At 64.3% G+C, this 26,092-nt stretch carries 22 protein-coding genes and 1 pseudogene; 12 read left to right on the forward strand and 11 right to left on the reverse strand.

Annotation, left to right across the window (positions count from 1 at the left end; translation table 11 throughout):
- Nucleotides 1-85: 85 nt before the first annotated feature.
- A complete protein-coding gene (locus GLP40_RS26285) occupies nucleotides 86-295 on the reverse strand; it encodes a DUF397 domain-containing protein (RefSeq protein WP_328290673.1) in 210 nt (69 codons plus the stop codon).
- A gap of 190 nt (nucleotides 296-485) precedes the next feature.
- Nucleotides 486-899, reverse strand: coding sequence for a DUF5753 domain-containing protein (locus GLP40_RS33350; RefSeq protein WP_268867178.1), 414 nt, complete (start codon nucleotides 897-899; stop codon nucleotides 486-488).
- Nucleotides 900-995: 96 nt separating this feature from the next.
- Here GLP40_RS33350 and GLP40_RS33355 point away from each other — a divergent pair, with 96 nt between their 5' ends.
- Nucleotides 996-1,940 (forward strand): DUF2637 domain-containing protein, encoded by a 945-nt coding sequence (locus GLP40_RS33355; protein ID WP_196054794.1) that lies wholly within the window; start codon nucleotides 996-998, stop codon nucleotides 1,938-1,940.
- Nucleotides 1,941-2,176: 236 nt separating this feature from the next.
- Here GLP40_RS33355 and GLP40_RS26295 read toward each other — a convergent pair whose 3' ends face one another.
- From GLP40_RS26295 to GLP40_RS26305, 3 genes are all read right to left on the reverse strand, one after another.
- On the reverse strand, nucleotides 2,177-3,700 hold the full coding sequence (locus GLP40_RS26295) for a PIN-like domain-containing protein (RefSeq protein WP_154790675.1): 1,524 nt from the start codon (nucleotides 3,698-3,700) through the stop codon (nucleotides 2,177-2,179).
- 328 nt (nucleotides 3,701-4,028) lie between these two features.
- Entirely contained in the window at nucleotides 4,029-4,430 is a 402-nt protein-coding gene (locus tag GLP40_RS26300; protein ID WP_154790725.1) for a very short patch repair endonuclease, read from the reverse strand.
- Nucleotides 4,431-4,816: 386 nt separating this feature from the next.
- Nucleotides 4,817-6,115, reverse strand: a complete 1,299-nt coding sequence (locus tag GLP40_RS26305; RefSeq protein ID WP_154790676.1) for a DNA cytosine methyltransferase — start codon at nucleotides 6,113-6,115, stop codon at nucleotides 4,817-4,819.
- Between the two features lie 574 nt (nucleotides 6,116-6,689).
- On the opposite strand from GLP40_RS26305, the gene GLP40_RS26310 reads away from it, so the two are divergent.
- The 5 genes from GLP40_RS26310 to GLP40_RS26325 all read left to right on the forward strand — a co-directional run bounded on the left by GLP40_RS26310 (nucleotide 6,690) and on the right by GLP40_RS26325 (nucleotide 13,414).
- Nucleotides 6,690-9,065 carry an ATP-binding protein gene (locus GLP40_RS26310; protein WP_154790677.1) on the forward strand — a complete coding sequence of 792 codons (2,376 nt, stop codon included), beginning with the start codon at nucleotides 6,690-6,692 and terminating at the stop codon, nucleotides 9,063-9,065.
- Nucleotides 9,062-10,732 (forward strand): DEAD/DEAH box helicase family protein, encoded by a 1,671-nt coding sequence (locus tag GLP40_RS26315; RefSeq protein WP_328290674.1) that lies wholly within the window; start codon nucleotides 9,062-9,064, stop codon nucleotides 10,730-10,732. The genes GLP40_RS26310 and GLP40_RS26315 overlap by 4 nt, the downstream gene beginning before the upstream one ends.
- Nucleotides 10,729-11,331: a hypothetical protein gene (locus GLP40_RS33360; protein WP_196054795.1), complete on the forward strand. Its 603-nt coding sequence runs from the start codon at nucleotides 10,729-10,731 to the stop codon at nucleotides 11,329-11,331. The genes GLP40_RS26315 and GLP40_RS33360 overlap by 4 nt, the downstream gene beginning before the upstream one ends.
- Nucleotides 11,332-11,341: 10 nt before the next feature.
- The gene (locus GLP40_RS26320; protein WP_196054796.1) at nucleotides 11,342-12,715 is read left to right on the forward strand and encodes a sigma factor-like helix-turn-helix DNA-binding protein; all 1,374 of its coding nucleotides are present in this window, start codon (nucleotides 11,342-11,344) and stop codon (nucleotides 12,713-12,715) included.
- A 219-nt stretch (nucleotides 12,716-12,934) separates the two neighbouring features.
- Nucleotides 12,935-13,414, forward strand: a complete 480-nt coding sequence (locus tag GLP40_RS26325; protein ID WP_154790679.1) for a hypothetical protein — start codon at nucleotides 12,935-12,937, stop codon at nucleotides 13,412-13,414.
- 158 nt (nucleotides 13,415-13,572) lie between these two features.
- On the opposite strand, the gene GLP40_RS26330 is transcribed toward GLP40_RS26325, so the two are convergent.
- From GLP40_RS26330 to GLP40_RS35145, 4 genes and pseudogenes are all read right to left on the reverse strand, one after another.
- The gene (locus GLP40_RS26330) at nucleotides 13,573-13,968 is read right to left on the reverse strand and encodes a hypothetical protein (protein ID WP_154790680.1); all 396 of its coding nucleotides are present in this window, start codon (nucleotides 13,966-13,968) and stop codon (nucleotides 13,573-13,575) included.
- A gap of 210 nt (nucleotides 13,969-14,178) precedes the next feature.
- Nucleotides 14,179-15,423, reverse strand: a complete 1,245-nt coding sequence (locus GLP40_RS26335; protein WP_328290675.1) for a GAF domain-containing protein — start codon at nucleotides 15,421-15,423, stop codon at nucleotides 14,179-14,181.
- Between the two features lie 120 nt (nucleotides 15,424-15,543).
- The gene (locus GLP40_RS34915; RefSeq protein WP_328290683.1) at nucleotides 15,544-16,029 is read right to left on the reverse strand and encodes a hypothetical protein; all 486 of its coding nucleotides are present in this window, start codon (nucleotides 16,027-16,029) and stop codon (nucleotides 15,544-15,546) included.
- A gap of 283 nt (nucleotides 16,030-16,312) precedes the next feature.
- Nucleotides 16,313-16,570 (reverse strand): annotated as a pseudogene (locus GLP40_RS35145) (GAF domain-containing protein); the annotation flags it as partial.
- On the opposite strand from GLP40_RS35145, the gene GLP40_RS26345 reads away from it, so the two are divergent.
- Together GLP40_RS26345 and GLP40_RS26350 are read left to right on the forward strand one after the other, a co-directional pair.
- Nucleotides 16,504-17,859, forward strand: coding sequence for a cytochrome P450 (locus GLP40_RS26345; RefSeq protein WP_154790683.1), 1,356 nt, complete (start codon nucleotides 16,504-16,506; stop codon nucleotides 17,857-17,859). The pseudogene GLP40_RS35145 and the gene GLP40_RS26345 overlap by 67 nt on opposite strands.
- A gap of 363 nt (nucleotides 17,860-18,222) precedes the next feature.
- Nucleotides 18,223-19,332 (forward strand): restriction endonuclease, encoded by a 1,110-nt coding sequence (locus GLP40_RS26350; protein ID WP_230329941.1) that lies wholly within the window; start codon nucleotides 18,223-18,225, stop codon nucleotides 19,330-19,332.
- Between the two features lie 37 nt (nucleotides 19,333-19,369).
- Here GLP40_RS26350 and GLP40_RS26355 read toward each other — a convergent pair whose 3' ends face one another.
- On the reverse strand, nucleotides 19,370-20,134 hold the full coding sequence (locus GLP40_RS26355) for a hypothetical protein (RefSeq protein WP_154790685.1): 765 nt from the start codon (nucleotides 20,132-20,134) through the stop codon (nucleotides 19,370-19,372).
- Between GLP40_RS26355 and GLP40_RS26360 the strand changes: the two genes are divergently transcribed.
- The gene (locus GLP40_RS26360; protein WP_154790686.1) at nucleotides 20,090-20,419 is read left to right on the forward strand and encodes a hypothetical protein; all 330 of its coding nucleotides are present in this window, start codon (nucleotides 20,090-20,092) and stop codon (nucleotides 20,417-20,419) included. The two genes, GLP40_RS26355 and GLP40_RS26360, sit on opposite strands and share 45 nt — an antisense overlap.
- 281 nt (nucleotides 20,420-20,700) lie before the next feature.
- On the forward strand, nucleotides 20,701-20,940 hold the full coding sequence (locus tag GLP40_RS26365; RefSeq protein WP_154790687.1) for a hypothetical protein: 240 nt from the start codon (nucleotides 20,701-20,703) through the stop codon (nucleotides 20,938-20,940).
- Nucleotides 20,941-21,060: 120 nt separating this feature from the next.
- On the opposite strand, the gene mobF is transcribed toward GLP40_RS26365, so the two are convergent.
- Nucleotides 21,061-25,026 (reverse strand): MobF family relaxase, encoded by a 3,966-nt coding sequence (mobF, locus tag GLP40_RS26370; RefSeq protein ID WP_154790688.1) that lies wholly within the window; start codon nucleotides 25,024-25,026, stop codon nucleotides 21,061-21,063.
- A gap of 416 nt (nucleotides 25,027-25,442) precedes the next feature.
- Here mobF and GLP40_RS26375 point away from each other — a divergent pair, with 416 nt between their 5' ends.
- Nucleotides 25,443-25,769: a hypothetical protein gene (locus tag GLP40_RS26375; protein ID WP_154790689.1), complete on the forward strand. Its 327-nt coding sequence runs from the start codon at nucleotides 25,443-25,445 to the stop codon at nucleotides 25,767-25,769.
- Nucleotides 25,770-25,818: 49 nt separating this feature from the next.
- Nucleotides 25,819-26,004 carry a hypothetical protein gene (locus tag GLP40_RS26380; protein ID WP_196054799.1) on the forward strand — a complete coding sequence of 62 codons (186 nt, stop codon included), beginning with the start codon at nucleotides 25,819-25,821 and terminating at the stop codon, nucleotides 26,002-26,004.
- The last annotated feature ends 88 nt before the right edge of the window (nucleotides 26,005-26,092 follow it).

Raw genomic sequence — 26,092 nt, forward strand, 5'->3', positions numbered from 1 at the left:
CCCACCGCCCGGACCGATCATGATCGGTCGAGCCGTCTACAAGGTCGCCGACTACACCGGATGCAGCCGCAGATCAGGACTTACTTCACCGGGGGCGCTGGAATTCGCCGTCCTGCACGCTGGCCATGAAGATATCCCATTGTCCCGGCGTGAAGATCAGTGCAGGGCCAGTCGGATTCTTCGAGTCGCGGACGCCGATCCCGCCTCCATTGAGCCACGTCACTTCGATGCACTGCGAACTGCCTTCGCTATAGCTGCTCTTGAACGATGCCGCCCTGGTCAGATCACCGTTCACCACGCTCGTGCTCCTTCGCTGCCTGCCGCAGCAGGTTTCTGCTTTCTACCTCACCCAGACAGTTACCCCGGATGGCCGTAGCAAGCTCACTATAAAGGCGAACGTCGTCGGCCTTCTCGAGGTAAACGTCTTGGGAGAGACCGCCGTCCATGTATACGACCGGGGGTTCGACCGGCTCTCCCCTGGCGTTCTAATCGGATCCCAGCAGGATGAACGAGCCGTGCGGCAATCCCCATGTGAGACCGGCGCTGTAGGGGCGCACTCGGATGGTGATGTTGGGATATTTCGACATCTCGGCCAGATGCCGCAGGGCGCCGGCCATGACGTTCGGTCCGCCGAGCGTCCAGTAGAGCACCGACACATGCAGCATGACGTCCAACTCGACCGCGTTGGTCTTGTGGGTGATCAGAGCCTGGCGCTTCAGTCGGTGCTCGACGCCCTTTTCGATGTCTTCGCTGCTGGTGAACTTGGGGGATGCGCTAATGATCGCCCGCGCGTAGTCGGCCGTCTGCAGCAAGCCCGGGATGCGCTGGTCGTGGTAGATGGTCAGCCGCCGGGCTGCGGCTTCGAGCCCGACGTACCTCTTGAAGGCGCTGCTGTACAGGCCGCCATAGGCGTGGTATCAGCTTTGGTACGTGCTTGCACGGCGATGGGCATGGCCGTCCGCCACGACGCCATCAGCCAAAATCCGGTCCACGAAGTGGCCGACCTGCCTCGCAAACGACAGAAGCCGCGTGCCGCCGACCTGGAGACGCTCACCGAACTGCGGACCCAGCCGAAGCTATGGGCAGCGGGTGAAAAGGTCGACGATGTGCCCGCCCACACCAGCGGACCGAAACCCAACCGGTGCGTACTGGATGTGGCCGATGTGGAACTCGGCACCGGCCCTCGGCCCGGCGAGGCGCTGGCGCTTCGCTGGTGTGACCACGCGGTCCTCTACGCCCCCACGAAGCCCGCCATCGCCGCGGCAATCGCAATCGTGCCGCCCATCGCACTGCTCGCCGCCGTGCACTCCGTCGCCGTCCTCGCCCGTGCACACACCACCGCACGCCTCACCCACATCTCGGCAACCGCGCTCACCATCCTCATCGCCCTCGCCGCCTTCCGACTCTCGTTCACCGCCCTACGCGCACTCGCCATCTCAGCCGCAGTGCCCACGAGCGAGTCCTGGCTGTTTCCAATAATCGTGGAAGGCACGATGACCCAAGCGACCATCTCACTGCTCGCCTTCGCCCACTCAGGACTCCGACGACACCCCGCGCCACTCAGCCTGGACTCGCCCACCCGCGGCACCGACGCCGAAAGCAAACCGCCACACCGCAGCTCGGACAGTGCGCACGACACCGAAAGGCACCCCAGCAGCGTGCACACACCGGACACATCCGACCCCGACGTCCGGAGCTGGGCCCAGATGGCGGAAGTGATCTGCAACGGCGACCCCGCACACCGACGGGATTCGAGACTCGTGGCCAATGTCCTCATCCGCCATTTCACCGACGGCCGCACCCCCACCCAAATCGCCCGCGAGATCAACCTCAGCCGCTCCGCCATCAGCAGAATCATCGGCCACGCAACCGAACTCCTCCCGGCCGAGTCGCGTGCGCACATCCACAGGAAGCAGGCGATCCCCGCGAGACCACACTGACGCCACCATCAGCTTGGATAATCTCGAAAGCGATCTTCGGCGTGTCGAATCCGACACGCCGAACTCGTTCAAGAGCAGGCAACCACCTAGCGAACGACCCTACCGGGGGCAGCAGCGGGGGCTCGTCGATCCCTGTCCTGTCTCAGTTGTCATGATGTCCCACTCACGGAGCGACTGTCCCGCAAGGAAACTCGAAACGCGTATCGCCGATCTGGAGGCGGGCAGTGACCAATTCTCTATCCTTGGTAATCGGGGTTTGGGACCAACTGCCGACTGACGAAATCGATGTCGACGTTGGCCCTCGACGCGGTTCGGGTCAGTTCATCGATATCGCGTAGCTCCTCGTTCCCAAATGTGGTGACGATAACGAGCGCGCGATCGTCTTCGGCACCGGAGTTGCCGAGTGCCGCGTGGATGAGGTCACGGAATGTCCCCGGACGCCCCCAACAAACGTAACGTTGCGACTTTCCATTCGCCACGCGGCAGTGCATCGGCTTCTCACCGGTAGAGCCCTCGATCACATCCCAGTCATCACCCAAAGATGTCCTGATCAGCACCTGAGGGTCTTCGTACCGCTCGACCGCGAACTGCGCGTACGGTCCGATCCCTTCCAAGGCTCGGATGTACTCCTTCATCGGCCTATCTTTCATCCATACCCGGATCTGATCCTCGGACATGTCGGCTGAAAGAACGCCTCCCACCTCCGGATCCTCGACCCACTCGCGATATTGCCGCGTCTTCTCAGCGTTGCTCAGCGCGGTCCAATCGAGTTCATGGGCCTTCCGATACATCGCCGCGACAATCGCGTCACGCGTGTCGGGCGAGTTGAAGGTCCCACGGAGTCGATCAACCCTCTCTGCCTCCGAGACCGACTTCGGATCGACGGGCACGTCCAAGGACGCCTTCGCGTACTGGAACAGCAGCTTCGGATCCAGGAGGAATATCCGTCGGCCCGTCTCCCTGCGGAACTCGTCCACAAGTTCGATACGCGGGCCGAGCCAGGCGCCTCCCTCCTTCCTCCACCAGTCGTCCTTCTTGTCGCTGGTGACGAGAATGGCGTCGTGGTCCCGAGTCGCGGCCTCCACAATCAGCTGCCCCCAGACCAGGTAGTCGCCAGAGGCGCGCTCGCCCTTGCCGCTGTCGCGGTACCCAGGTGGCTCCTTCGCCTGCACTCGCCGTGTTCCCTCCTGACGCGCCGCCTCCAACCATTCGTCCGAGGGGCGCGGCCCGATCCGGCCGGACAGGATCGACGCCAGCTCGATCACCACGGGATCCTTATTGGTGTCGAGACTGAAAGTCTCTTCGGCCGAGTCCGCGTGTTCGTCGATCCGTTCACGCACGGCTTCGAGCGCTGGACCCAACGCCTCCATCACGTTGCCAACAAGGGTGGCCTTCTCTTCGTCCGCGAGGCCCACTCTGTTCGCCCAGGTTCGAATTCGCTCCGACAACTTGACCTGGGCGTCCTCGATCTCATCTTTCGCCGAACGTGCTGTGCCGACGGCATCGTTCATCGCGGAGGTTCGATTGCGCCAGAATTCCTCCAGACATTGGTGGGAGACCCATACACGCTCTCCAAGCGAGCGCATGATGGCAAAGAGATCGGCACGCGCGGTCCCGTTGTATCTGTACAGGTCTAGGAGCACATTCGCGTCGAACGACACCAACCCGTTTCGCAGCACCTCGATGTACTGGTCGGCAGTCGGCGTCTGGTACCCCTCGAAACCATCGAAAATGCCGTTTTCTTGTGTGGGCGTTGCCATCCCACGTCCTCCCCTGCCGTCGAACCCTGTGTCTGAGAACGCTCTCGCAAACTGGAGACGGTACCACCTCGATAGGGCATTTCGGCCGTAACGAACGCGCGCTCGTTGCCCGCCCGTCAGCCCGCAGAAGACCGTCGACAGAACGAGCACCTGGCCACAATCGAATCGAGAGACAAAACCGACCAACTCGCGATGCTGGCTGGCGGACTACGACGGCCAGCTATTACCGACGCCAGCACCCCCCGGCCAGGATGCACGGTTCTTCCGCACCCGCCGCGTCAGGTGCGCGCCCGGCCTGTTCTAACTGGCAGCTGTATTCGCTCCGAACCTAATTGACGATTTCGCTGCCAACACCCGTTCGGCGCCTGATCACAACGTCAGCGATTCGGTCCGCGGCCGCTTTCGGGTCCTCGTGCTCCCATACCCGGATCACGATCCACCCCGCGTCGGACAATTTGTCGTCGGTGTCCCTGTCTCGGGAGCGGTTGCCGGTGATCTTCGAACGCCAGAAATCGCTATTCGTTCGTGCGGGGCGGTAGTGCTCGGGACACCCATGCCAGTAGCAGCCGTCGCAAAATACGGCCACCTTCGCGCCAATGAACACAATGTCCGCCCGGCGGCGGAGCCCAGGTAGCGGTTGCGCATCGACGCGATAGCCCAGCCCGCGCGCTCGAAGTGCCGAGCGCAGAGCGAGTTCAGGTCCGGTGTCACGACGGCGATTGGCGCGCATCACCGCTCGAACGGCGGGCGTGGAGGCCCACGAGGTAGCGGACTCCGATGGTCGTGGCAGCAAGCGCTTTTCGGCGACCAAGCGCCAAGCCTGCCTGAGATTATCTCGGCGCGTGGTGCCGTCGACCTCGCCGACGTACCTGGTGGGAGACCTCCCATGGTCCGACCAGCGCGCGTACGCGCGTATGCGGCGGGTCTTCGCGAAGACCTTCAATTCGATCGATGCGCACGCGACCCGGCCATCGCTGGTAGCGACCAGTCTATTGACCCTACCGCCAGCCGCGCGGTCCTGTTCCAATGCCCGCCCCGTCCTGTCCAGGTGAGGCGGACACCTCCACGCCCGGTCGGATGGTTGCTGGCCCTTCCACTTGCCGGGCTTCCCTTTGCTCACGCCCTTTTCGTTGATTCCGCCTCGGCCAGGACAGTGGCGACGGCATCGGCAAAGACCTTGCCCAGGAGGACGGGCACAGCGTTACCGAGCTGGCGCATCTTCTCACCACGCGGTCCGGCGAGCTTCCACTCGTCGGGGAAGGTCATGACCCGCGCGGTCTCGCGGACAGTCATATAGCGGTGAGTTCCGTCGTCGCGAAGCATGACCGATTCGCCACCCGGGACACCATGAACTCCGGCCTTCACGGTCTTGGCGGGTTTGTCCAGTTCGTTGGGAGTGTGCCCGGGGTAGATCCGGGCGTCCGGCCAGCCGACGTGGTCGGTGAACTTTCCTGGCTTGTACTCCGTGCGATCGAGTCGATCGTCGGGGATGTCGGGCAGCGGCGGTTGCCCGTCGATGCCCCCCAGCGCGTCCCTAAGCGTGCGCCATGGCTTCAGGGGTTCCCCCTCCGCCGACATGGGAATCGGTCGAGCAGCCGGGATTCGTTCCATGACCCCGCGCCGTACCGGATGGTTCGCCTTCATCCCGTGCCGCTCCCAATAGGCGCCGCTGGACATTGCCTCGTACAGGCTCTCCTCACTGTGTGTCGCGGCGACGAGATCGGCGTATCGACCCATATCGACTCCGAGATCACGCCGGAACGCGACGATGATGACCCGATTGCGGATCTGCGGGACCCCGTAGTCGGCGGCGTTGACGGGGAAGTGCTCGACGACGTACCTCTCGTCGTCGGGGATGTCGGGCGAATCCACCTTCTTCCGGAGAATCTCGTCGTGATCGCTCCAGCGCGCTCCGTCCGCGCGCTCGACGAAGGGAAGCGACATCTCACGCTTGATGTAATCGAAATACGGCGCGAACGATGGCCGGAGCAGCCCGCGGACGTTCTCGCAGATCACAGCCTTCGGGCGCATCTCCCGGATAGCTCGGAACATGTGGGGGAAGCCATTGCGGGCATCCTCGTCACCCTGGGCGACCCCGCCGAGGGAGAACGGTTGGCAGGGCGGGCCGCCCGCGAGGACGTCGACACTGCCCCGCAAGTACTCGAACTCCACCTTGTCGACGTCGCCAACCACAAGTGGTGGCCGCTCACCCCTCGCGGGGATCGCCCGCTCCCAGTCCACCACCTCCACCGGCGTCGCGCGATTGAGCGCCAGCGTCTCGCACGCCCGCTTAGCGAACTCGTTGAACAGCAACGGCCTGAACCCCGCCGCCTCCACAGCCATGGCGAGCCCCCCACCTCCGGCGAAGAGCTCCACACTGGTTCGCTCACGGTTGTCGACGGGTTCGTTTGGCATGCGGAAACCATACCGCGGAGCTGTGTCGAACGTCTGTGTGACTGGCGGACGGATTTTAGATTTCCTGTGATACTCCTTCGCCGGTCAGCAAGTGCGCCACAGTAAGACCGACGGCCCTGCGGGGGTTGTTCGAGCCACAAGACAGACGCCGCGACGCGGCGCCAAGCGAGCCCGGAGCCAGCAGGTAACTGCGAATTGGTCCGGGAATCAGTTCACGGGCGCAAGCAAGCCATGATCGCAAATGGACATGATGGCCCGTCTGGCCGACCCCGGCACACCCTGCCAGAGGACTGTCGAATGACACGGGTCATAGCCCGGTCAGCGCGCGATGATCAGGCAACTACAGACTGGTCGGTCGACTGCGGAATGCATCCGGATCGCCAAGGCGCGCAACGCATCCTGAAACCACCCTGATCGGAAAAACCACCCGCAACTTGTCGGTGGGACCATCTAGGCTCCTTCCAAACGCGCGACCCCTCCCCATGGGGGGCCGGACGATCAGCCTAGGCCCAGAAGACAAAAGGGTTCTCGGCAGTCGGCGCACGCTCATGAACAGTCTGGAGGGCCCCGCACGATGAAGATCACCCCATCCGCCCGCGTTCTGCGAATGCTGGGCGAGATCGAGTTCGACGAATGGCAGTGCATCGCGGAACTGGTCGACAACTCCTTCGATGACTTCACCGAAATCCATCGCGCTGGCACCCCCTGGGCCGGCGGTTACCACGTCAGTGTGCGGCTCCCCGCTTCGGGCGATGGGCAACTCGTCGTCGAGGACACCGGGCAGGGCATGGACCGGGAGCGGCTCGAGCGCGCCGTCCGGGCCGGGTGGTCGGGCAATGACATGCATGACAAACTCGGCCTCTTCGGCATGGGCTTCAACGTCGCGTCCGCGCGGCTTGGCCGCCGGACACGCGTGCTGACCACCCGCCAGGGCGACCCGGAGTGGATCGGGGTCGACATCGACCTCGACCGCATCAACGATGACTTCGAAGCAGAGGACATCGTCGAACCGAAGGCCGACCCGAACGAGCACGGCACCCGGATCATCGTCAGTCGCCTCAAGCCGGATCGCGCCGAATGGCTTCGCAAGAATGGCGCCAACCTCCGCAATCACCTCGGCGGCGTCTACTCGTGGATTCTCGAGAACCGGCCGTTCGACCTGACGATCGGAGGGGTTCGGGTCAAGCCCGTCCGACACTGCCGGTGGGGCGATGACCGCTCGGTCCTCTACAACAGGAAGGAGCGGATTCCCGCCTACATCGAGATCGACACGAGGCTCGAGGACGGACTCGCCTGCGCCGACTGTGGCGAATGGCAGTTGCAGGGGCGCCAGACATGTGGGGATTGCGGCAGCACCAGGCTCGCTGTACGGGAGCGGCGAGTACATGGGTGGCTCGGCGTTCAGCGGTACTTGGACAAGAAGGAGTTCGGGATCGACTTCCTGCGGAACGGCCGGAAGATCCTGCGCTGGGACAAGCGAATCTTCTCCTGGCGGAACCCGAATGGCGAATTGGGCAATGAAGAGCCCGAGTACCCCGTGGAGTTGGCCCATCAGGGCGGACGGATCATCGGGGAGATTCATCTCGACCACGTGCCCGTGGCCTACCAGAAGAACGCGTTCGAGTACGACGACCGCAGTTGGAAGGCCGCGATGGAGATCCTGCGTGGCGTGGGCCCGTTGCTCCCCCAGCGCGCCAAGGACGCTGGATACTCGGAGAACGACAGTCCTCTGGCTCGGCTGGTGAAGGGCTACCGTCGAAACGACGCCGGGGAACGCTGCCTCATCCCGGGCGACCCGAACGGTAAGGGGCCGATCCATGCCGAGACCCGTGCCTGGGGGCGCGAGTTCCAGAACGGCAAGGCCGAGTATCAGTCCGACGAGCTGTGGTGGCAGGCGGTCCTGGACTACGAAGCCGCGAAGAGGGGTGAGAAGTCCGGCAATGCTGCGGCGAGCACGCCGGAGAGCGCGGACACGGCGGCCGTGTTGGAAGCGCTCGGGCTCGGAAACTCGATGAACGACACGCCCGCTCGCGGAAATCAGAATCACCACCAGGCCCCGCCGTCCACCGGTCCAGCGTCGGTGAGCGTTGCTAGCACCACCACGGTCGATGTGGCGCCGAAACGGGAAACCCGCCAGGAGCGCATCGCCCGATACACCGCCGATTCCACGGTGTACCCCACGCTGAGCAAGTCGCTCGGCGATCCCGAGATCGGGTATGTCCAGGTCGACGCCCGGCGGCTCACCGCTGGCGCTTTGGTCGACGACAAGGGCAATCCGACGCCGGTTCTTCTCGACCAGCGGCGTGGCATGTCGTTCACCGCGTTCCTCGATCTGGAGCATGAGGTGTTCAAGCGGTTCGGCGTGGATCCCGCCGATCTGCTGATCGCCGAGCTCGCAGTTCTACTCAAGGTCAAGACCGACAGCGACTGGAGCCACTCCCAGATCATCGCCGCGATTCGAGCGAAATCCCTGCCCGATACCGCTCTCGATCCCCAGGTCATCGGCGCGGAGGCGCAGGAGTTGCTCGGGGACATCCGTCAACGAATGGCGAGGGCGCTCGATTCGACAGGCGACCCGGCGCGCGCCTTCCAGCACCTGACGCCTGACGAGTTGACCTCCACGGAGATCGCGATGATCGCCGATGGAAAGGTCGCACGCACCAGCGACCTGGGGACACGGGCCGACTTCCTCCTGCACGTCCCGGCGTTGTTCCTGGTGCGCCTCGTGGAGGCGTGGCCGGACGCGTTCATGGACGGTCTGGTATTCAAGGGGCTCTACGCGGGTGTCACCTCCCTCGGCGCGCGCAGGCTAAGCGTCGCCCGCGTCGTTGGCTACCTGGCCGACGTCGCCACTGTGGTCAGTTCCTCGGCCGCGAACCTCCCGAGTCAACTGGAGCGGACGCGACTGAGTATCCGCCTGCTCTCCGATGAGCTGCCGGAGGAGCAGTGAGCGCGGGATTCCTGACGGCCGAGGAACTTCTACGCGGAGGTCCGACGGGATTACCACATGCCATCGAACGTGCCCTGTGGCACCTAGGTTTCGGGGATGTCCGAATGATCGACGGCGCCGGCGACAACGGCGCCGATCTGCTCGCGGTACGCGACCGCGAGCAATGGGTCTTCCAGTGCAAATGGAAGGCTGGCGGACGTGTCGACCGAGCCGGGGTCGACGACCTCGAACGCGCGCGGGTGCGTTACCGAGCCGACAAGTCGGTGCTGGTGACGAACACCGACCTCAACCAAGCCGCGAGCGAACGCCGCCAGGCGCTCAAAGGCGTCGGCATCGACATCACCGTATGGCACGGAGCGACCCTCGCTGAGATCGGCAGGGCCATGCCGGACACCGTACCCAGCCCGTACGCGTTGCGGCCGTATCAAACCGACGCGGCCGACGCACTTACCCGCGACCTTCAATGCGGGGGCACGGCGCTGCTCGTGCTCGCCACAGGTCTAGGCAAAACTGTCATCGGTGGCGAGGTGATCCGCCGACACCTCGCCACCGAGCCGAACGCGCGAGTTCTGGTCGTCGCCCACATAAAGGAGCTCGTCGCCCAGCTAGAGAAGGCGATCTGGCGGCACATCCCGAAGTCGGTGCCGACTCGCTTGTTGACAGGAGACAGAAAACCGGGTGGGCTTGACGGCGTTCTCGTCGGCACCGTCGAGTCCGTTCTTGGGGAAGTCCGCCTTGGATATCGGCCTGACCTGATCATGATCGACGAGACCCACCATGTGGCGGAGACCGGTAGATTCGCAGAATTGCTGGATATTTGCTCAGATGCGCGGCAGTTCGGGGTCACCGCCACGCCGTGGCGCGGCGACAAATTCGACATCACCGCGCGTTTCGGCGAACCGAGCTTCAAGATGGGCATCGCTGAGGGGATGGCGGCCGGCTACCTGTCCGCGGTCGATTACCGGATCTATGTCGACAACATCGACTGGGACATCGTGAGGAGAGCGAGTTCGCACGGGTACTCGATCAAGGACCTCAACCGGTCGCTCTTCCTGCCCCAGCGTGACGAGGAGATCGTCGAGCATCTCCGTGAGGCGTGGCGGAGGACGCCCGACCCACGGGCGATCGTCTTCTGCCAGACCAAGGAACACGCCGAGCACATCGCGAAACTGCTGTCGACGTCGGACTCGGCATGGGCGAACGCCTCGTACATGCACAGTGGACTACCACCTCAGCGGCGCCAGATCCTGCTGAACGAGTTCAGGCTCGGCCGGGTCCCATTGATCACCTGTGTGGACGTCTTCAACGAAGGTGTCGACGTTCCCGACGTGAACCTCATCGCCTTCCTTCGGGTCACCCACAGCCGCCGCATCTTCGTTCAGCAACTGGGGCGTGGACTGCGCCTCAGTCCGGGCAAGGACGCGCTGCGTGTACTCGACTTCGTCACGGACATCCGACGGGTCGCCGCGACCCTGGACCTCCGCCGAACGCTCGAAGCGGAGGAAACCGAGCACCTCAAGCTGCGCATGCCGCACGCATCGCGCATCGAGTTCAGCGACAAGACCATCGGCACATTGATGGACCACTGGATCCGCGACGCCGCGGACCTTGAGACCGCAGCTGATGAAGTGCACCTTCAGTTCCCCGATACCAAAGGAATCCAATGAGCAGGCATCCCATCCCCGCCGATACCGAAATGGACGTCGTGCGCCTCATCTACGCCGAAGGCGGGGAGGAAGCGAGGACCGGTCTCACCGACGCGGCGAGGACGGAGCTATATCAGAAATGGACCGGCGACGCGAGGATTGGCGGTCGACTGCTGCCATTCCTCGGTACCGACGACAACATTCGCGTATGGATCAAGAACGGACCGATGAAGGAGCTATCCCGGGCGCTCAACGGAGTCGGGAAGTACAAGGACCTCGTCCAGAATCCCGCCTCGGACGTGGATGTTCTCGTCGCGAAGGCCCTCCGCGATGGCAGCTGGTTGGTGAACTCCGACAGCCTCAAGGTGAAACCGCTGCGCGTACTGATCCATCAGGCCCACGACGAGGAACATGAGCGATGGTTCACGTGGGCACCGGTTGCCCACTTCAAACATCTCGTCTGGTGCGCGCTACAGGAACACGCCAAAGGTGACACACGGCCGTGGGTACTCTGCGCGGTCGACTCCTTCGGCAATCGGGTCTCGCCGGAAACGAAGACGATCCACGAGCGGATCGGGGAACGACTGGACGTGGTTGTCGCCCACGTCACCGACAATTAGGACCCCGATGGTGAGCCAGGACAAGCAAACCGACATTGAATCGGGGACTACCGCCGACTGGCTCGCAGCGGCGTGGGCAAGCGTGCCCGAGCGATCTAGAGCTGTGTTCATCGCCAGGTATCGGGGTATGACACTGCAGGAAATCGGCGACATTCATGGCTTCACCCGCGAATACGCGCGTCAGATCTTGATGCGGGTCGCACAGCACGTTTGCGATCGCGCCAGCGAAGCCGTGCCGGACTGGCGGGAAAGGTTGCGTGAGACCAACACCGGGATCGCGATCCGCCGTGATGAACTGGCCCGGGTGATCGGGGCGCGCGACCATGCCGCAGTCAAGATCCTCGCCGAGGCCGCCGGACTCCGAGCGCCCCGCACCTGGGCCGGTGAGCTCGATGGCTGGTGGGGTTCCTCTCCCGAAGCCCTCGCGGCGTACCTGTCCAAGATCGTCGACAACGCCCCATTCACATCCGAGATGCTGGAGGCGTTCGTCTTCGACCACCAGGTCCCGGACGGGTTTCCGATCGAGACGCTTCTGGCCGACACTCGCAGCCCGCTTGCCTGCGGACCGGACGGCACCTGGTTACGGCGGCGGGTGCGCTCTCGGGACGCGGCCTACCTCTGGCTACTCGGACAAGGCGCCCCGCACAGGATAGAGCGAATCGCGGCGGAGGTCGGTGCCGTGAGCGCCCGCACACTAGCGGAATCACTGCGCCGCGACGAACGATTCGTTCTCATCCGTCCCGAGGGTAACTGGGCACTTGCCGAATGGCCGGGGCTGAGCGGCACCAAGTACCGCGGAGCGGTGGAAGTGGTGGTCGATCTCGTCACCAAGTTCGGCCCAATCTCGAAAGGCGAGCTCTTCTCCAAAGCGGTGCAGCTGTATCCCGTGAGTCAGTGGCGATTGCAACAATGTCTGGCCATCGACCAGTTAGGGGAGACGGATGGCGGGCAGATCGATCTCGTCGCGCGCGGCGCGAAACCCATTGAGGTCGCTGAGCCAAGGAAACCCGCCAACATGGCCATGAATGACGATGGCACGGTCTACGGCGTCCGGCTCTCGGTCGACTTCGATATGCTTCGCGGTAGCGGCGTGATCGTTAATACGTGGTTGACATGGCAATTGGGCCTACGGCGTGCGCCGATGTCGATGACATTCGAAACAGATGATCTGCCGGTTCCCCTCGTGGTCCGCCGGAATACCAGCGGCGCGCAGATCACCGCTCTTCGTACGTTCACATCGAGCCAAGGCATGGCAGTCGGGTGCGAGGTCGCGGTCGTCCTCCTGACGGACACCCGAGTGGCGCGTCTCCACCACGCGTGCGCCGCAGGGGCATGTGCGGCGGAATGGACGGAAGACCCGGCGGATCGCGAGGTCGTTCTCTGATGAGAGGGCCACCGTTCAACACATGAAATCCTTTGAGCAGCAGTGAATCCGAACGCACAGTCTGCGATCAGATCGCCGTAGATCAGCATGTGGCGGGGATAGCCGGGCACGTGTCCCGCAGCCGTTCAAGGTCCGCTGCCCGGACGAGTCACCGCCATATCCACGATGCGAACCACAAAATCCATCAGGCCACCGCCGCGCTCCGAAGGAAGAAGGCAGATGCCGACCGATCGACGGGACTGGCTTCGACAATTATTGCGGCGCAAACCTACTCGGCATGTGGTCGCTAGCGGTATCTGCTCCGCGGCAGTCACGGCCTGGATCGCCAACCGGGCCGGGATGCCGCTCACCGCATCATCCGGAGCGTTTATATTCGCCGCTCTTCTGTTCAGCGGCATTACCCACCTGTTCCACGAAGTCCGAGGCAGTGGACGAGACAACGCCTTCGGTCACAACGTAAACAACGCGTCGGACCGTCAACTGCTTCTTTCCTGCGTGCGCGAGGCCGTGGTCACAAGGCAGTTGAACTCAGATGATCTCGCGCACGTCCTGACGAAGGCGCTGGAGGTCATCTCGACCGACGACGCCCCGCCGAAGGACTGGCCGCCACCGCTGCGCCGCCGACACCCGTCGCGCCGCGACTCCCCGTCGCCGCGGCGGCGGCGTTCGAAACGACCCTGTCGGTCGCCACAGGAGTGAACATTCGCCAACTCCCGCCTTCTCTTTGGATATCGTGACAACGGCCGACATGGCGCGAGCAAGGCAGCTGGCTCGAGCCCATGACTCGTCGCGCCATCTTTCTGGGCCCCTGCATTCGAGACAAGAAGAGCTATCGAGGTTTGCGGCCCAGCCGACATTCAATCCAAGCTCGGAGCCGACAGGCAGGCACAGAGATCTTCAGAGGCGGGAACACCGTCCCGCAGATGAGAAAGTGCGAGATTGTAAGCGGTATCCAGGGATTCGACATCATGCCCGTCGGCGAGCGCATCGTCCGCTTCGCTCACATCGTATAGGCAGGCGTACCAGTGCAGAATTCCGTCGCGATCCTCGGCGAGTCCGTTGTCGACAGTCGTGACAATCAGTTGTAGAGGATGATCGGTGCCCGGCACATTGCCGAGCGCCGCCTCAATCGCCATGCAGCCACCGCCGGTGTTAATGATCTTCACGGACGGCCCGAACCGTTCCGCGAGGGCGATCAGCTCAGGCTGATATGTCTCGTCGAGGCGAGCCTTGTAAGCGGCTTGAGAGTCCATTCGGTTACCCTCCACATCCCGTGCGATCACGTTAACCTCACCGTCCCCGGCGATCAAGCAGCGACCCATGCGTGTTGCCCGAGGTCCTCACCGCTGCCGGGCACCAACGTACCCGAAGCTTGTTCGGCTGGACTCGAGACGGTCACAAGAACCGGGCCACTTCGACGAGCGCCATCACCGGGATTGGCGACGACCTGCATATCCTTCTGATCAGACCATCTCTCCTAGGAGACTGGGTGTTGACATCGAGCGCACGCGTCGACAACCGATGCGGGGATCGGGGGCCGGCATGACGTCGATTAGCGCCTGCGGCTGTTCGCCATTGCTGACGCGACTCCACCGGGCCTGCAACAGGATCCATTCGTCTTCGGGGGCGGAGCGTATCCGCCCTTTGATGTCGGCGGTCAGGCGTACTCCGGAAAGGAGCGCCTTGCGCACAGCGTCAATGAGTGGCGCGTCCGACGGGTGGATTTCTGGGGTGTGGTGCAGCCAGCCTGCCATCCGACTGGCGGGATCGGCCATCCACTCGTGAATGACGCCAGCACCCAGGTCAACAAGACCGATGGCGTGGCCGGGTGGAATCGGCATGTGCCGAATGACACTTGGGCATGGGTCGGGTACGCCTGGGGCCGGCGCGTCGCTGATGTCACAGACGATCGCTCGGAGGGTACGCGTGGAGTCGGCATCGGAGGCTCGGGCGGCGAGGTAGAGCCGACGGTGCGCGCCGTCGATGAAAGTCTTTGCGGCAGTGCCAATCCAGCGGTCTGCCGGGTTTTCCACATTGAAGAGGGAGAGGAAGGCAGCGTGGCTGTCCCAGTATTCGAAGTGAGACAGCATCTCGGGTAGCGTGCGCTCGGCGGGGCCTTCGGCATGGGCTTCGCAAAGTAGGAATTGCGCTGTTGGACAGGCTTTTACGAGGCCGGGATTGATCCATTCGATAGCGCCGACGATTGGAGGTGGCGGCGGCTCGTCGCTGGCCCCTCCGGACCATACGATGACGGCGTGCACCTTTCCGGATGGGCCGATTACCGGATTGGCGAGCACTCGGATCACCCGGTCTCCCGGCAGGGTGAAGAATTTGTCCTGCTCCCGGCCTGTGCGGAGACAGAGCTTGATGGCGAACTCCAACCGGCTGGTGACCGCGCTGCCGAATGCGACGCTGGCGCGGGTGAGTCGGGCGAAGGCACGGGGTGACACTCCGTCCAGGACCACGGAGTACTCGTCCGGCCCGGTCAGTGTTTCGATTACGGCCCAGGGAAAGGTCCGATCGTGCTCGGTGCAGGGCAGCGCTCGAGCGTGCGGCAGGCTGGTCCGAGATCCGGACGGCCGCGCGGTCGGCAGGCTGGGGTGGGTAGAGCGCCGAGACGCGGGCTGCGAGGCTTTTCGATGGGCTGCGGGGATACCGCGTGAGCGTGAATTGGTCATGGGTCCGACCCCTTTCCAGGCAGCATGCATGCTTGATCGTCGCCGGAACAATTCCGGTGAACGCTGCCTGGCGTAGTCCACGTCGAACCGACCACAGCCGGATTCCCACGTTGCGTGGGAGCGCGATCTCCGATTTTATCTCGCAAATACTCAGCGATCGATAGTGAATTTGACGAGTCCGGCCGTCGTCTCCTGGTCGATGGCGACGAGACTGACGCGGGCGGCGATCGGGACCCAGCTGCCGTCGACACCGCGGACGCGGAGCCGCCCGGTCGTGCTCGACTTCGCGAGTCCTTTGGCCATCTCGATCATCGTTCGATGATCGTCGGGGTGGACCTCGGGCGGGGGTTCGTCGACGATGCCTCGCCATGCGATCTGTTCGGGGATCGGAGACCCGTGCACCCACCGGATCAATCGGAGGTTGCGGAGGCTGATCAGGGCGCGATACTCCCCTGGCGGGACATCCGCTTCCAGCAGCCGGTGTTCGAGGAGAACAAGGGGCTCGGGCCTGCCGTCGGAACCGGTGGCGACCTCCTGGCTGATGCCGCGTGCGACGCGGTGGACTGTGCCGTCGACGGGCTGTTCGTAGATGCGGCAAGAGAAGTGGGGAGCGGAAGCTCGATCCGTCGCGGCGATGGACGGTCCAAATGCCTTGGTGGGTGCTGCCGGGTACGGCGGCGATGATGCGCTTCATGGCGATGAGTTCCCGCTCGTCGGTCTGGACTTGGGCGAACATGTTCGCCAGCGACCGTTCCTGTCCGCGCTGTTCCTCGGGGATGTCGGCGAGTTCGGCCCACTCGGGACTGCCCAGCGCGGTCAAGGTGGTGAGGTTGATGTCCCATGCCCCGACCCGCGGACGCGGAGGAGGTGTCTGGTCGTCGGTACCGGACCACACCTGGACTCCGTGCAACCGGCTTCCGACGATATGCGGATACACCTCGACATGCCGACCCGCACCGGCCGCCGTTAGCGGCTCACGCGACCGCGCGACCATGGTGACCGCTTGCCGGATCTTGGCGGCCGCGCCCTTCACTGCCTTGTCGAGAGAAAGAAACTCCTTCGGATGACCACCCCAATCCACAATTGTGTAGTTACCGTCCAGTTCACCGAATGTCTCGACGAGCAGCCATTGTGGCGAGCGCGCGTGTTCCTCCTGACGTAGGATTTCCTGGACCATGTCGCAATAGTGCGCCTTTCATTTCCGAAGATCACGGAAACGGGGAAACGATGTCGACGGAGACCGTGAACTTCGACGAGGCGCACTTTCGGGATCCGCACCAGTTCTATCGGCAGGTCCACCAGCGCGGGCCCATGCACCGCTTCATCACCCCGGCAGGAGTCCGCGGGTGGCTCATCACTGGCGAACCTCTCGCGCGCGCCGTCCTCACCGACCCCCGGATCGGCAAGGGGCGCGACACCATGCTCGGAGTTTCCGCGGCCGACGCGAGCGACATCGGACTGAAGCAGCGACTGCTGCGATACGGCACAGAGTGGGTGGTGACGCACATGCTCGGCGCGGACCCGCCCGAACACGGTCGGCTCCGATGTGCGGTCGCCAACCACTTCAGCCCGCCTGCCGTCACCGCACTGACGCCCCGTATCGAAGAGCTCACGAATGAGTTCCTCGATGCCATGGATCCAGCCGCGCCAGTCGATCTCGTGCCAGCCCTGGCTTGCCCACTGCCGGTAGCCGTTATCTGCCACATCACGGGAATCTCCCGTGAACACCAGCATCGGATCGAATGGTCCTCGGCCGTGCTATCCGACGTCACGGTCGCAGACGCTCGGGAGTTACGAAGGGCCAGCATCGATTTCGCTCGAACGATACTGCCGCATTTCGCGGCTCGGCGAGTCCGGCCGCGCGATGACTTGATCACCTCGCTAGCTCGCCAGATGGCCACCGGCGACGTGAATCTGAAGGAAGCCCTATCGACGGTGGCGCTGCTGTTGATCGCAGGGCACGAAACCACCTCGAATCTGATTCTCGGAACGATTCTCGCGCTGCTGCGCGATCCTGATGAGCTGGATCGCGTACGCCGGGATTCCACCAGGATCGCCGCGGTGATCGATGAAACCTTACGTACTGAACCGCCATTACCGGTCGCTACATTGCGCCAGGCGCACACCGATCTGGAACTCGCCGACCAACAGATCAAACGTGGTGAACTGCTGATGGTTTCGTTGCTCGCGGCGAACCATGATCCCGAGACCGTCGATGATCCATACACATTCGACGCAGACCGGGTCTCTCGCCATATGTCCTTCGGCGTCGGAATCCATCACTGTCTGGGGGCACGCCTCGCACGGGTCGAGGCGATGACCGCGGTTACCGGAATACTCCGTCGGTATCCCCACATCAGGCTGGCCGTCCCGTCGGAGTCTCTTCGGTGGCGGCGCAGCATCTTCTTCCGACGGCTGGAGTCCTTGCCGGTGTCGCTCACGCGTGAGCCGGTGCGAATCGCGTAGATCCGCGCCGTGCCCTCACGGGCCGACCCGACCTCAGTGGATGAGGCGGCTAGGCTTACCGCGCGAGTTGGGTGGGAGGGCGTGAAGGGGTGGATGGGGATCATGGGTAGCCCGGAGAAGTTGGGGTGGAAGGCGTTTGCGGTCGCGGCCACCGGGGTGACCGGGGCCGTGGCCATCCTGGCAGGGACGGATTCGCGGTCTACAGTCGCTGGTTCGCCTCCACGACAGCGAAGTACCGCAAGAGTCCCTGTAATGGCACGTATTACTGTGATGCACTGACGGTTTCGAAGCCAAATGATCATCTGATATTGACCGGAGGGGGCACGGAAGGTGATTACCCGGGAGGCGTTGCGGGGTCACGTGTTGGAGGAGTTGCTGGCTCGCCTGCTGCAGGACAACGGATACCGACTTCTCGTTTCCGCGAAGCAGGATCCTGATGCACTCGTCCAGGGCAAGAACGGTCTCCTCGTTCGTGGGCGCGGCGGCAATCATCAGGCCGATGTCCTCGGCGAGTTCGACCTTCCGGTGCCTTTCTCGTTGCCGCTGCGAATCTTCGTGGAAGCCAAGTGCAATCGCACCAGCGTCCGGCTGCCCGTGGTTCGTAATGCGTACGGCACGGTCCATGATGTCAACGAGCAGTACTCCCCGTTCTCGTCCGACCCCAATCCGGTATCGGTTCGGCGCTATCACTATCGGTACACCTTGTTCTCGACCAGCGGGTTCAGCACGGACGCGCAGCGGTACGCACTGGCCCATCAGATATCCCTGGTAGATCTGTCCAACCCCGGATTCGCGCAGTTTCGAGCGCTGGTCGAGCAGGTAGCCGACGCGATGTACGACCTCGCTACCCGGAACCAGATCTCGACCTTCCCGTTGGGACAGATGCGTATCGCACTGCGCCACACCCTAGAGACTTGGACCGGCGATGACCTGGTGACCGTTGAAGAGTTCGAATTCAGCGAGACCATCGACGACTTGGCTGAGTCCCAGGACGAGCCGGAGGTCATGACAAGCAGTCGAACAACATCGAAACGGCCTGCGCGCAAGTGGCTTCCAGAGCATGAGTTGGCTCAGATCATGGCAGGCTTGCGCGCGGAGCCGCTCGGAGAGCTGCTGATCGGATTTCCTGCTGCTCCCTTCATCCTGGTCTTCAAATGTGAGAACCCCGCTGCCTTCGCCGCGTACCTGCATGTGCACCCGAGTTCGGAGATTCGGGTGCACATCGAGTTCGCGGAACGCGGACACCACGACGGTGACTGGGTCATCGTCCCCGCTCACGGCCCACAGGAGTTTCGTCTACTTTTCGCTCTGCCCGATCTTCTCGCCGATTGGCTGCTCAACAGCGAAGGGCCCGCAGCGCCGCGCGTTCGTGACATCAAGCGTGGCATGCTTTCCTCGCTCGTCGTATTTCAAGGCAACCGCCTCATCCGACTGCTGTACGAACCGCATCCCGATCGTCAGCGGCATCGGTAGCAACCCCGAGAATGTCGAAGCGCTGTGGGTGATCCAGTCAGAGACCCATGTCGTTGAGTTCACGCACCGCGGTGTCGGTGGAATGATCAGGTGCGAGTGAATTGGTGCCGCCATCCGGACGATCCGCTTCTCGCTGTTTCTCGTTCGCCCGCATCAGCTCTTCCGCCTCTCGCTGGTCGTCTGGAAGATCGCAGCGGCGCTGATGTTCCGCCTGAGCTGCGGCGAGGTCGTGGCGGCGCCGCTCCGCATCGGCTGCCAGGCGGTGTTGGTATAGCCGTTGGTCGAAATCCGGTGTGTCAGTTCGGGTCCAACGGAACAGCACTGCGTCGGTGGCGGCGCTGAGCGCGAGTTGGGTGGTGAGATCGCGGATTCGCTGCTCAAGTTCCCCGTCGGAAAGGCGCCGGAACTGTTGATCCGGTCCGGGCTCGACGGCTTCGGCTGCCGGTGACGTGTCACGGGTGGCGGGGCTGGTATTGCAGACAGTTCGGAATTCGCTTCGGGCCGGTAGGTCCAATGGTGTGGTGGGCTCGAGGCCGAGTCGCTGGAGTTGGGTGAGCTTCCATTGGTAGCGGAAGCGGGCCTGGTTGAGTTCTGTCAGGTCGAGATCGTCGGCGGCGAGGCGGGTGGTTTCGACGTCGGCGGCGGTGACGATTCCGGTGGGACCGGCGATATCGATCAGTTCGCGGAAGGCGTTGTCGGACAGAGTTTTCGCGCGCTCGACAGCGGCGGTTGCGGAGTCGGCGCAGATCTTCGCTAGGTGCAGTTCGAGCGCGTCGCTGTCGGTGATTGGCTGCGCACGCAATTGGGAGAGTTGTGCGGCCAACGCGGTTCGGGTGGCGGGGTCGGGGATGGCCGTGGTCAGCGCGTCGAGATCGTCTGGATCAGTATCGTGGGCTTTGATTCGGATGCGGTGTGCGAGTTCGTCGACGCGGGCGTGGAATTCGGCGGCTTCGCGATCGGCGGTGATCCAGTCGGCGTGTGCGTCGCGGGCGGCGAGCAGGTAGGGGCGTTGTTCGTCGCGGCGGGTGCGCAGCCGGTCGAGATGGCTTTGAAGGCTTGTAGGTGGCGGCCGGTGCCGCAGTGGTAGGCGGTGAACAAGGCGCGGTAGACGGCGGCGTATTCGTCGTGTTCAGCGTTCAGCGCTATGGCGGGTTCGGCGGCGGGGAGGTCGCGGTGGTCGGGGATGGTTGCTGGGTCCACGGGCGGTTCCCACCTCGTGTCGTCCTCGTCACAGAACTCGCCGTCGAATGGTTCACCGGTGTCGGTTGCGGATGAATCATCGGGTGGGGCAAGTGCTTCCAGGGATGCGAGGTAGTCCGCGTCGACGTTGATCGGAAGGTTCGCAATATCGTCGTCGGGCTTGCCGAGATGTGGGTCCGCATTGTGGTCGGGCTCGGGTGGATGGCCGTGGCGGGCGGCGTATTCCTCGTCGTCGGCGGGGTGCGGTGGCGGCTCGTCGGGGACGTCGGCACGAGCGTGGTGGAGGTCGAGGTGGTGGCGCGTGAGGGCGGTGATCCGCCATGCCAGTGCGGTGGCGTACTGGTCGGGGCGGAGCCGATCGTCGGTGTGGCAGGCGTCGCGCAGCAGGGTGGCAGCGGTGGCCAGTAGCTCCCCGCGGGCTCCACCGGATGGGGTCGGCGGACTCGACGGCGGCGATCAAACGGGGCCATGCGGGATCGGCTTGTATGAACGTGGCCAGCGTCGGGCCGAGGACGTCTTCGACGTCGGTTATCCAGCCTGGCCGCAATGGATCGACGTTGCGGTGGTCGGCGTCGAGCACGCCGAGATCGAGATCGCCGACCAGCCGCCACCACAGGGCGGCGGCGGGCCGTTCGTCAGGCAGCGGGCCGCGCTCGGCGGCGTCGTATAGTAGTGCGGGAACGTCGATTCCGCACGGTGGGCCAGGTCGAGGCGGGCGGCGAGCGCTGGCCAGAAGGCGTCGGCCGCGATGCGCGAATCGATGGCATCGACAGCGGGTACCCACTTGCCCAGGGTGTCGGTGAGATCGCCCACGAGAGCGGTCACACGTGCGTCGAGCGCACGTTGATGCCGGTGCGCAGAACCGAAGTCGGGCAGCGTGGGCCCAGTTGGTCGGTGGTCGGCATCATCGACGCGACGCGCGGCACGCCACACCGCGACAGCACCCACCACTCCGGAATCGCCCGTGGGAGCGGCCAACAGGGGCCGCGCCCAGGCAGGGGCGGTAGCCGGTGTCCACACGTGGATTCGGCGTCGAATCTGGGCCGCGAGGTCGGTGACCAAGCGAGCGCGAGCAACCAGATAGGGACCGAATTCGGGGTGGTCTCGCAACGCATCGGGGATTCCGATCAGCCAGGGCAGCGGCCCTGCTCCGCAGGATTGCGGATCGGAGTGGTCCAGCCGCCAATCCAGAACGGCGGCCGGATCCCGGACGCTGTCGAAGTCGCGTTCGTCGATCGCAGCAGCCAAGCGTTGCAGCGGGTCACCAGGCTGCCCGTCGGCATGTGGGGTGATCGCGATGATCGCCAGATGCTGCCGTAGCGCGGGCCATCCGCCGCAGTCGGTGAGGCCGGGGTACAGCTGCTCGCTTTCGATGTCGATGCGGTCCATGACCTCGGGGCCGGCGAGGTGTTCGGCTGCCGCGCCCAGGGCGTAGGCGTAGGCGTCCACGGCGTGCGTGAGCCGGGTTTCGGGTGTGTGGATTTCGCGGTGCTGGGTTGTCGCCGACCGTTGTGTGGTGTCGCGGGCGAGGGTCTCGGTGAGGATGTCGACCACCGTCGGCGGATGCATCGCGCGGTCGCTGAGCATGTTGTGGGCCAAGTCGACCGCGGTCTGGGCGTAGATGTCGTTGCGGCGGCGTCCTCGTGAGATCGCTACGTAGAGCTGGGCGCGGGTCTCCGAGCCGGTGAGTACGCTGTGCCCGGCGTCGGCGGTGATGCCTTGGGCGGAGTCGATGGTGGTGGCCCACCCGAGCGTCACTTCCACCTGTACGTAATCGCGCGGCAGCAGGACATGACGCCCGGAATCCAGATGCGCGGCGACCACACTCCCGTCGGCGCGCGCCTCGACGACGCGCCAGCGGTAGCCGTTGCGGACGTAGTCGGTGCTGCTGATTCGAAGTTTCGGCTTGTTGCGGCGGCTGCAGATCACATCCCCCGCAGAAGCTTTCAACCCGTCCGACAACTCGACTTCCGGGCCGACCTCGCTTGTGGTCGTCGCGAGTCGATCAGCGCGGGCACGCTGATTCAGGATCGCCACGATCTCGCGAGTGGGCGCGAGCATCATCGCATCCAGTCCGGCGGACCGGTCGTCGGCCCAGGCGGTGTAGCAGGCGTCGACGACGCGGTCCAGGGTGCCGATGTGCAGGCGGTCGCGGTCCGCGTAGAACGCGATCACCGACGGATCGCCCTCGCGCACCGCCAATGTCGCGGCGGCCTCGGCGCGGTCGTGGAAGCGCATGACCCGGGTCAGAGTGACCGCGCCGGCGGTGTCGGCGATATCGCGCAGCACTCCGCCCGCGGTGATCGACGCCAGTTGTCGATCATCACCGATCGCGCGGACGATCGCGCCGCGCCGCAGCAGGAAATCGACCACGAGGTCCAGTTGCCAGGTGGAGGCTTTGGCGGCCTCGTCGATGATCACCAGCGTGCCCGGCCCGATCGCGTGAACCCACGCCGGGACATGCACGCGTCCCGCGGTTTCCGGGGTGAGGTGGGTGAGGATGTAGCCGAGTTTGTCGATGGCGTTGACCGGGACTCCGGCACCGATTTCGGCTTCCAGGACCGCCGCCGACGCGGCGGTCGGAGCGAGCCCGAGCACGGCCGCGCCCTCGCTGCGCCAGGCCCGAACCAGCACCTGCAGCGCCACCGTCTTGCCGGTGCCGGCCGGGGCGATCGCGACCTGCAATCGTCGTCCCGAGGTGGCGAATTCGCGCACCAGCGCCACCTGGCCGGCGTTCAGTTCACGGCCGTGGTTGTTGGCCGTGTACTCCAGCAACGCGACATCCACGCTCGCATCGGTGATCGTGGCAGCACCTGCCACGTGCGCGGCGGCGATGAGCCGGTGTTCGGCGGCCAGTACCGCTGCCGAGGTGTACTGCTGTGAGCCCGCGACCGTGTACACGCTGCGGCGGTCGGCGCGGCGCAGGAGTTCAGGTTCGGCGAACTGGTCGGGTCGGGTGCGAGCGATCGACCGCAAGGGGCCGAGCGCTTCGGCGGTCACGGCCTCGGCCGCACTTTCCCAGTCCTCGGCGCGGACCTGCCCGCGGATCTGGCGTTCGACCTCCGACCGCACATGGGTGAATTGCCATACCGACCGCTTGCGCGAGACGATATCGATGACCCGATCCGCCACGCTCGCAACCCATTCCGGGTTCACCTGCACCCGCGGCGCCGGCCGCGGATGGCAAGTGTCCCAGATCATCTGCGTCAGCGCGTCTTCGCTGAGCAGCTCGACCGCCTCGCCCCGCCAGATGGCGCGTTGCTCGGACCGTGAGCGCAGTTCGTGCTTGGCCGGGCGGGTATCCAGGGTGGCACGCTCGGATAGTTTCAGCATCTCCACCGTGGTCGGCTCGCGTCCCCATTCGGCGTGGAAGCGGCGGGCCAGCTCGGCCAGACGAGCCTCGATCGCGGCATCGCGGCGAGACCACAACTCCCGCAACGACTCCGCGACGCCGACGATCTCGCGGATCGGCCGCTTGTCCGGATCGGTGTCGCCACGATCGGCGAACTCCGACCCTACCAGCGCGTGCACGTGGTGTTCGCAGCGGGTGTTGTAGACCTCCGACGCGGTCACCAATACCCGATACACCATGCGCGCATCCAGTGCCCGCCACAACCCGCCCTCGCGGGTACGGACCTTGGCCGAGATGACCACGTGGGTATGCAAATCCGGGTCATCCGCGCGGCTTTCGCGATGCTCGAACGCGGTCGCCACCAACCCGCGCGTATCCACCTGCGCGACCCCGTTCGCACCCAGGCGGGTGTAGGCGGCATGGGATTCCAGGAACGCCAGCGCATCCGCCACCGCCGCCCGATGCGCGGCTTCGATATTCTCCGCGATAGCCCGCGGTGCGATCGCCCACAACACCGACACCGACTTCACCGGCGAGAAGCACACATCGAACCCCGCCACCGCAGTGGTCGCATTGCGGGAGTTGTGGGCGATCCAGCCCGACAGCTCGCGGTCGTTCAACGGCGCACGATCGAACTCTGCGGCGAAGAGCTCCCGCGCGATCCTGGTCCGGATCTCCGCGCGCACCTCGTCGGAGATCTTCGCATTCCACCGTTCACCTCGAGCGAGGTTGTGGGCGGTGAACGCTTCGGCGCACCGCCGCCGAAACTCGCTGGCCTCGCTGAAAATTCGGAACGGCTGCCCCAACTGCGAGGCCGTCAACGCCGCACGATGCGCCGGGCCGGGCTTGTCACCTGCCGCCAGCCGCTCGGCGTACACGCGGTCCTCGATCGCTTCGGCGTCCGGGTGTCGCCCCAGCCCGAACAACGCTCGCATCTGCTTCTCGGTGACCTCATCCCCCGCGGCGATCGAGTCGAATTCCGACAGACCCGAACCCATCCACACACCCGGCGACTCCCCCTTGGCCGAGTAGTAATCAGCCAAAGAGTTTCGCCCGCGCTCGCTCACGTCATGGGCGGCCGTCTGCCGCAGGTAGTATTCGAACCCGTCACCGGCAGACAGTTTATGAACCGTCGCGGTCATTCCACCACGCTACGCGTACCAAATCGACAGAACGCAGCCGAAATCCATTCTCAGGGATCTATTCCGTTACCCTTCAACAATTCTCAGCCGAACAGCCGAACCAGCGCGGAACCTGGACTATCACCTCCGGCGCCGCGACGTTAACCTGGGCATGTCGCCTATCCGTGGAATAGTCCGCCTTTTCACCCTGAATGCAGGAGTTCTGAGGGGAGGGGGTGCGTACGGGTGTTAGGGATGGACAGGGTAAAGAGAAAGGAGGAGTGAGTCAAGGTAGGTAGTGTCGAGATAGAAATGAATGGTGGCGAAGGATGGTTCGTGAGGAATAACCTGGGGTCCACCACTTCCCATGTTGCGAGTACCGCATCACACACGCGGAAAGGACGGAACGTCAACATCAACTGAAGGGAGCCTGCGATATGACTTCGAAAAGGGCTGCGTCCGTTGCCCGTCAACGCGCACACGAAGCGCTGGCGATACACCGCCAACAGCGGCTCGAGCGAGAGAAAGCCAACGAGACCGACCTCACCACCTATTTGTTGCTCGAACAGCAGATCGCCGATGCCGAGGAACACGTCCACGAGGTCGTCGCGGCGCTACGGCGCAAGCAGGGCGAACATCTACGACATTGGCACGATCGCGGCGAAAAGCTCTCCGAAATAGCCAAACTCACCGGCAAACCTGTCGCCGAGGTCAGTCGGCTCATGAAAGCCACCCCGGAACCGGCGCACACGGACGTCGGCTGATGAACTCCACCGGGTGATCACCGACCAGGTTTCGGATTAGGGTGATTCGATGCTGCACGCCGTGTTGTCGTTCGCCGCTGTCGCTGGTCTTCTCACCATCGTTCCCGGACTCGATACCGCACTGGTGCTGCGCGCCGCGATCGGGAGCAACCGCCGCCATGCCTTCGCGACCGCTCTCGGGACCGGCGGAGGCACCTTAGCCTCGATCTTTCGCCGGGCCTTCGGCCCGGCGTGATCGGTTTCGGATTGGTTTCCGGTCGTCGATCGGCGACCGGTGGGCAACGCGGGATGGCCCGGTCAGCGGGTGGCTGCCGGGTTCCACG

The organism is Nocardia aurantiaca, assembly GCF_009708175.1.
GTDB classification, from domain to species: Bacteria; Actinomycetota; Actinomycetes; order Mycobacteriales; family Mycobacteriaceae; genus Nocardia; species Nocardia aurantiaca.

Coding starts and splice junctions, on each gene's coding strand:
- GLP40_RS26295 (WP_154790675.1), bottom strand. CDS start 3,700: ATGGCAACGCCCACACAAGAAAACGGCATTTTCGATGGTTTCGAGGGG.
- GLP40_RS26300 (WP_154790725.1), bottom strand. CDS start 4,430: ATGCGCGCCAATCGCCGTCGTGACACCGGACCTGAACTCGCTCTGCGC.
- GLP40_RS26305 (WP_154790676.1), bottom strand. CDS start 6,115: ATGCCAAACGAACCCGTCGACAACCGTGAGCGAACCAGTGTGGAGCTC.
- GLP40_RS26310 (WP_154790677.1), top strand. CDS start 6,690: ATGAAGATCACCCCATCCGCCCGCGTTCTGCGAATGCTGGGCGAGATC.
- GLP40_RS33360 (WP_196054795.1), top strand. CDS start 10,729: ATGAGCAGGCATCCCATCCCCGCCGATACCGAAATGGACGTCGTGCGC.
- GLP40_RS26325 (WP_154790679.1), top strand. CDS start 12,935: ATGCCGACCGATCGACGGGACTGGCTTCGACAATTATTGCGGCGCAAA.
- GLP40_RS26330 (WP_154790680.1), bottom strand. CDS start 13,968: ATGGACTCTCAAGCCGCTTACAAGGCTCGCCTCGACGAGACATATCAG.
- GLP40_RS26335 (WP_328290675.1), bottom strand. CDS start 15,423: ATGCATGCTGCCTGGAAAGGGGTCGGACCCATGACCAATTCACGCTCA.
- GLP40_RS26345 (WP_154790683.1), top strand. CDS start 16,504: ATGTCTCGACGAGCAGCCATTGTGGCGAGCGCGCGTGTTCCTCCTGAC.
- GLP40_RS26365 (WP_154790687.1), top strand. CDS start 20,701: ATGTGGGTCCGCATTGTGGTCGGGCTCGGGTGGATGGCCGTGGCGGGC.
- mobF (WP_154790688.1), bottom strand. CDS start 25,026: ATGACCGCGACGGTTCATAAACTGTCTGCCGGTGACGGGTTCGAATAC.
- GLP40_RS26375 (WP_154790689.1), top strand. CDS start 25,443: ATGACTTCGAAAAGGGCTGCGTCCGTTGCCCGTCAACGCGCACACGAA.
- GLP40_RS26380 (WP_196054799.1), top strand. CDS start 25,819: ATGCTGCACGCCGTGTTGTCGTTCGCCGCTGTCGCTGGTCTTCTCACC.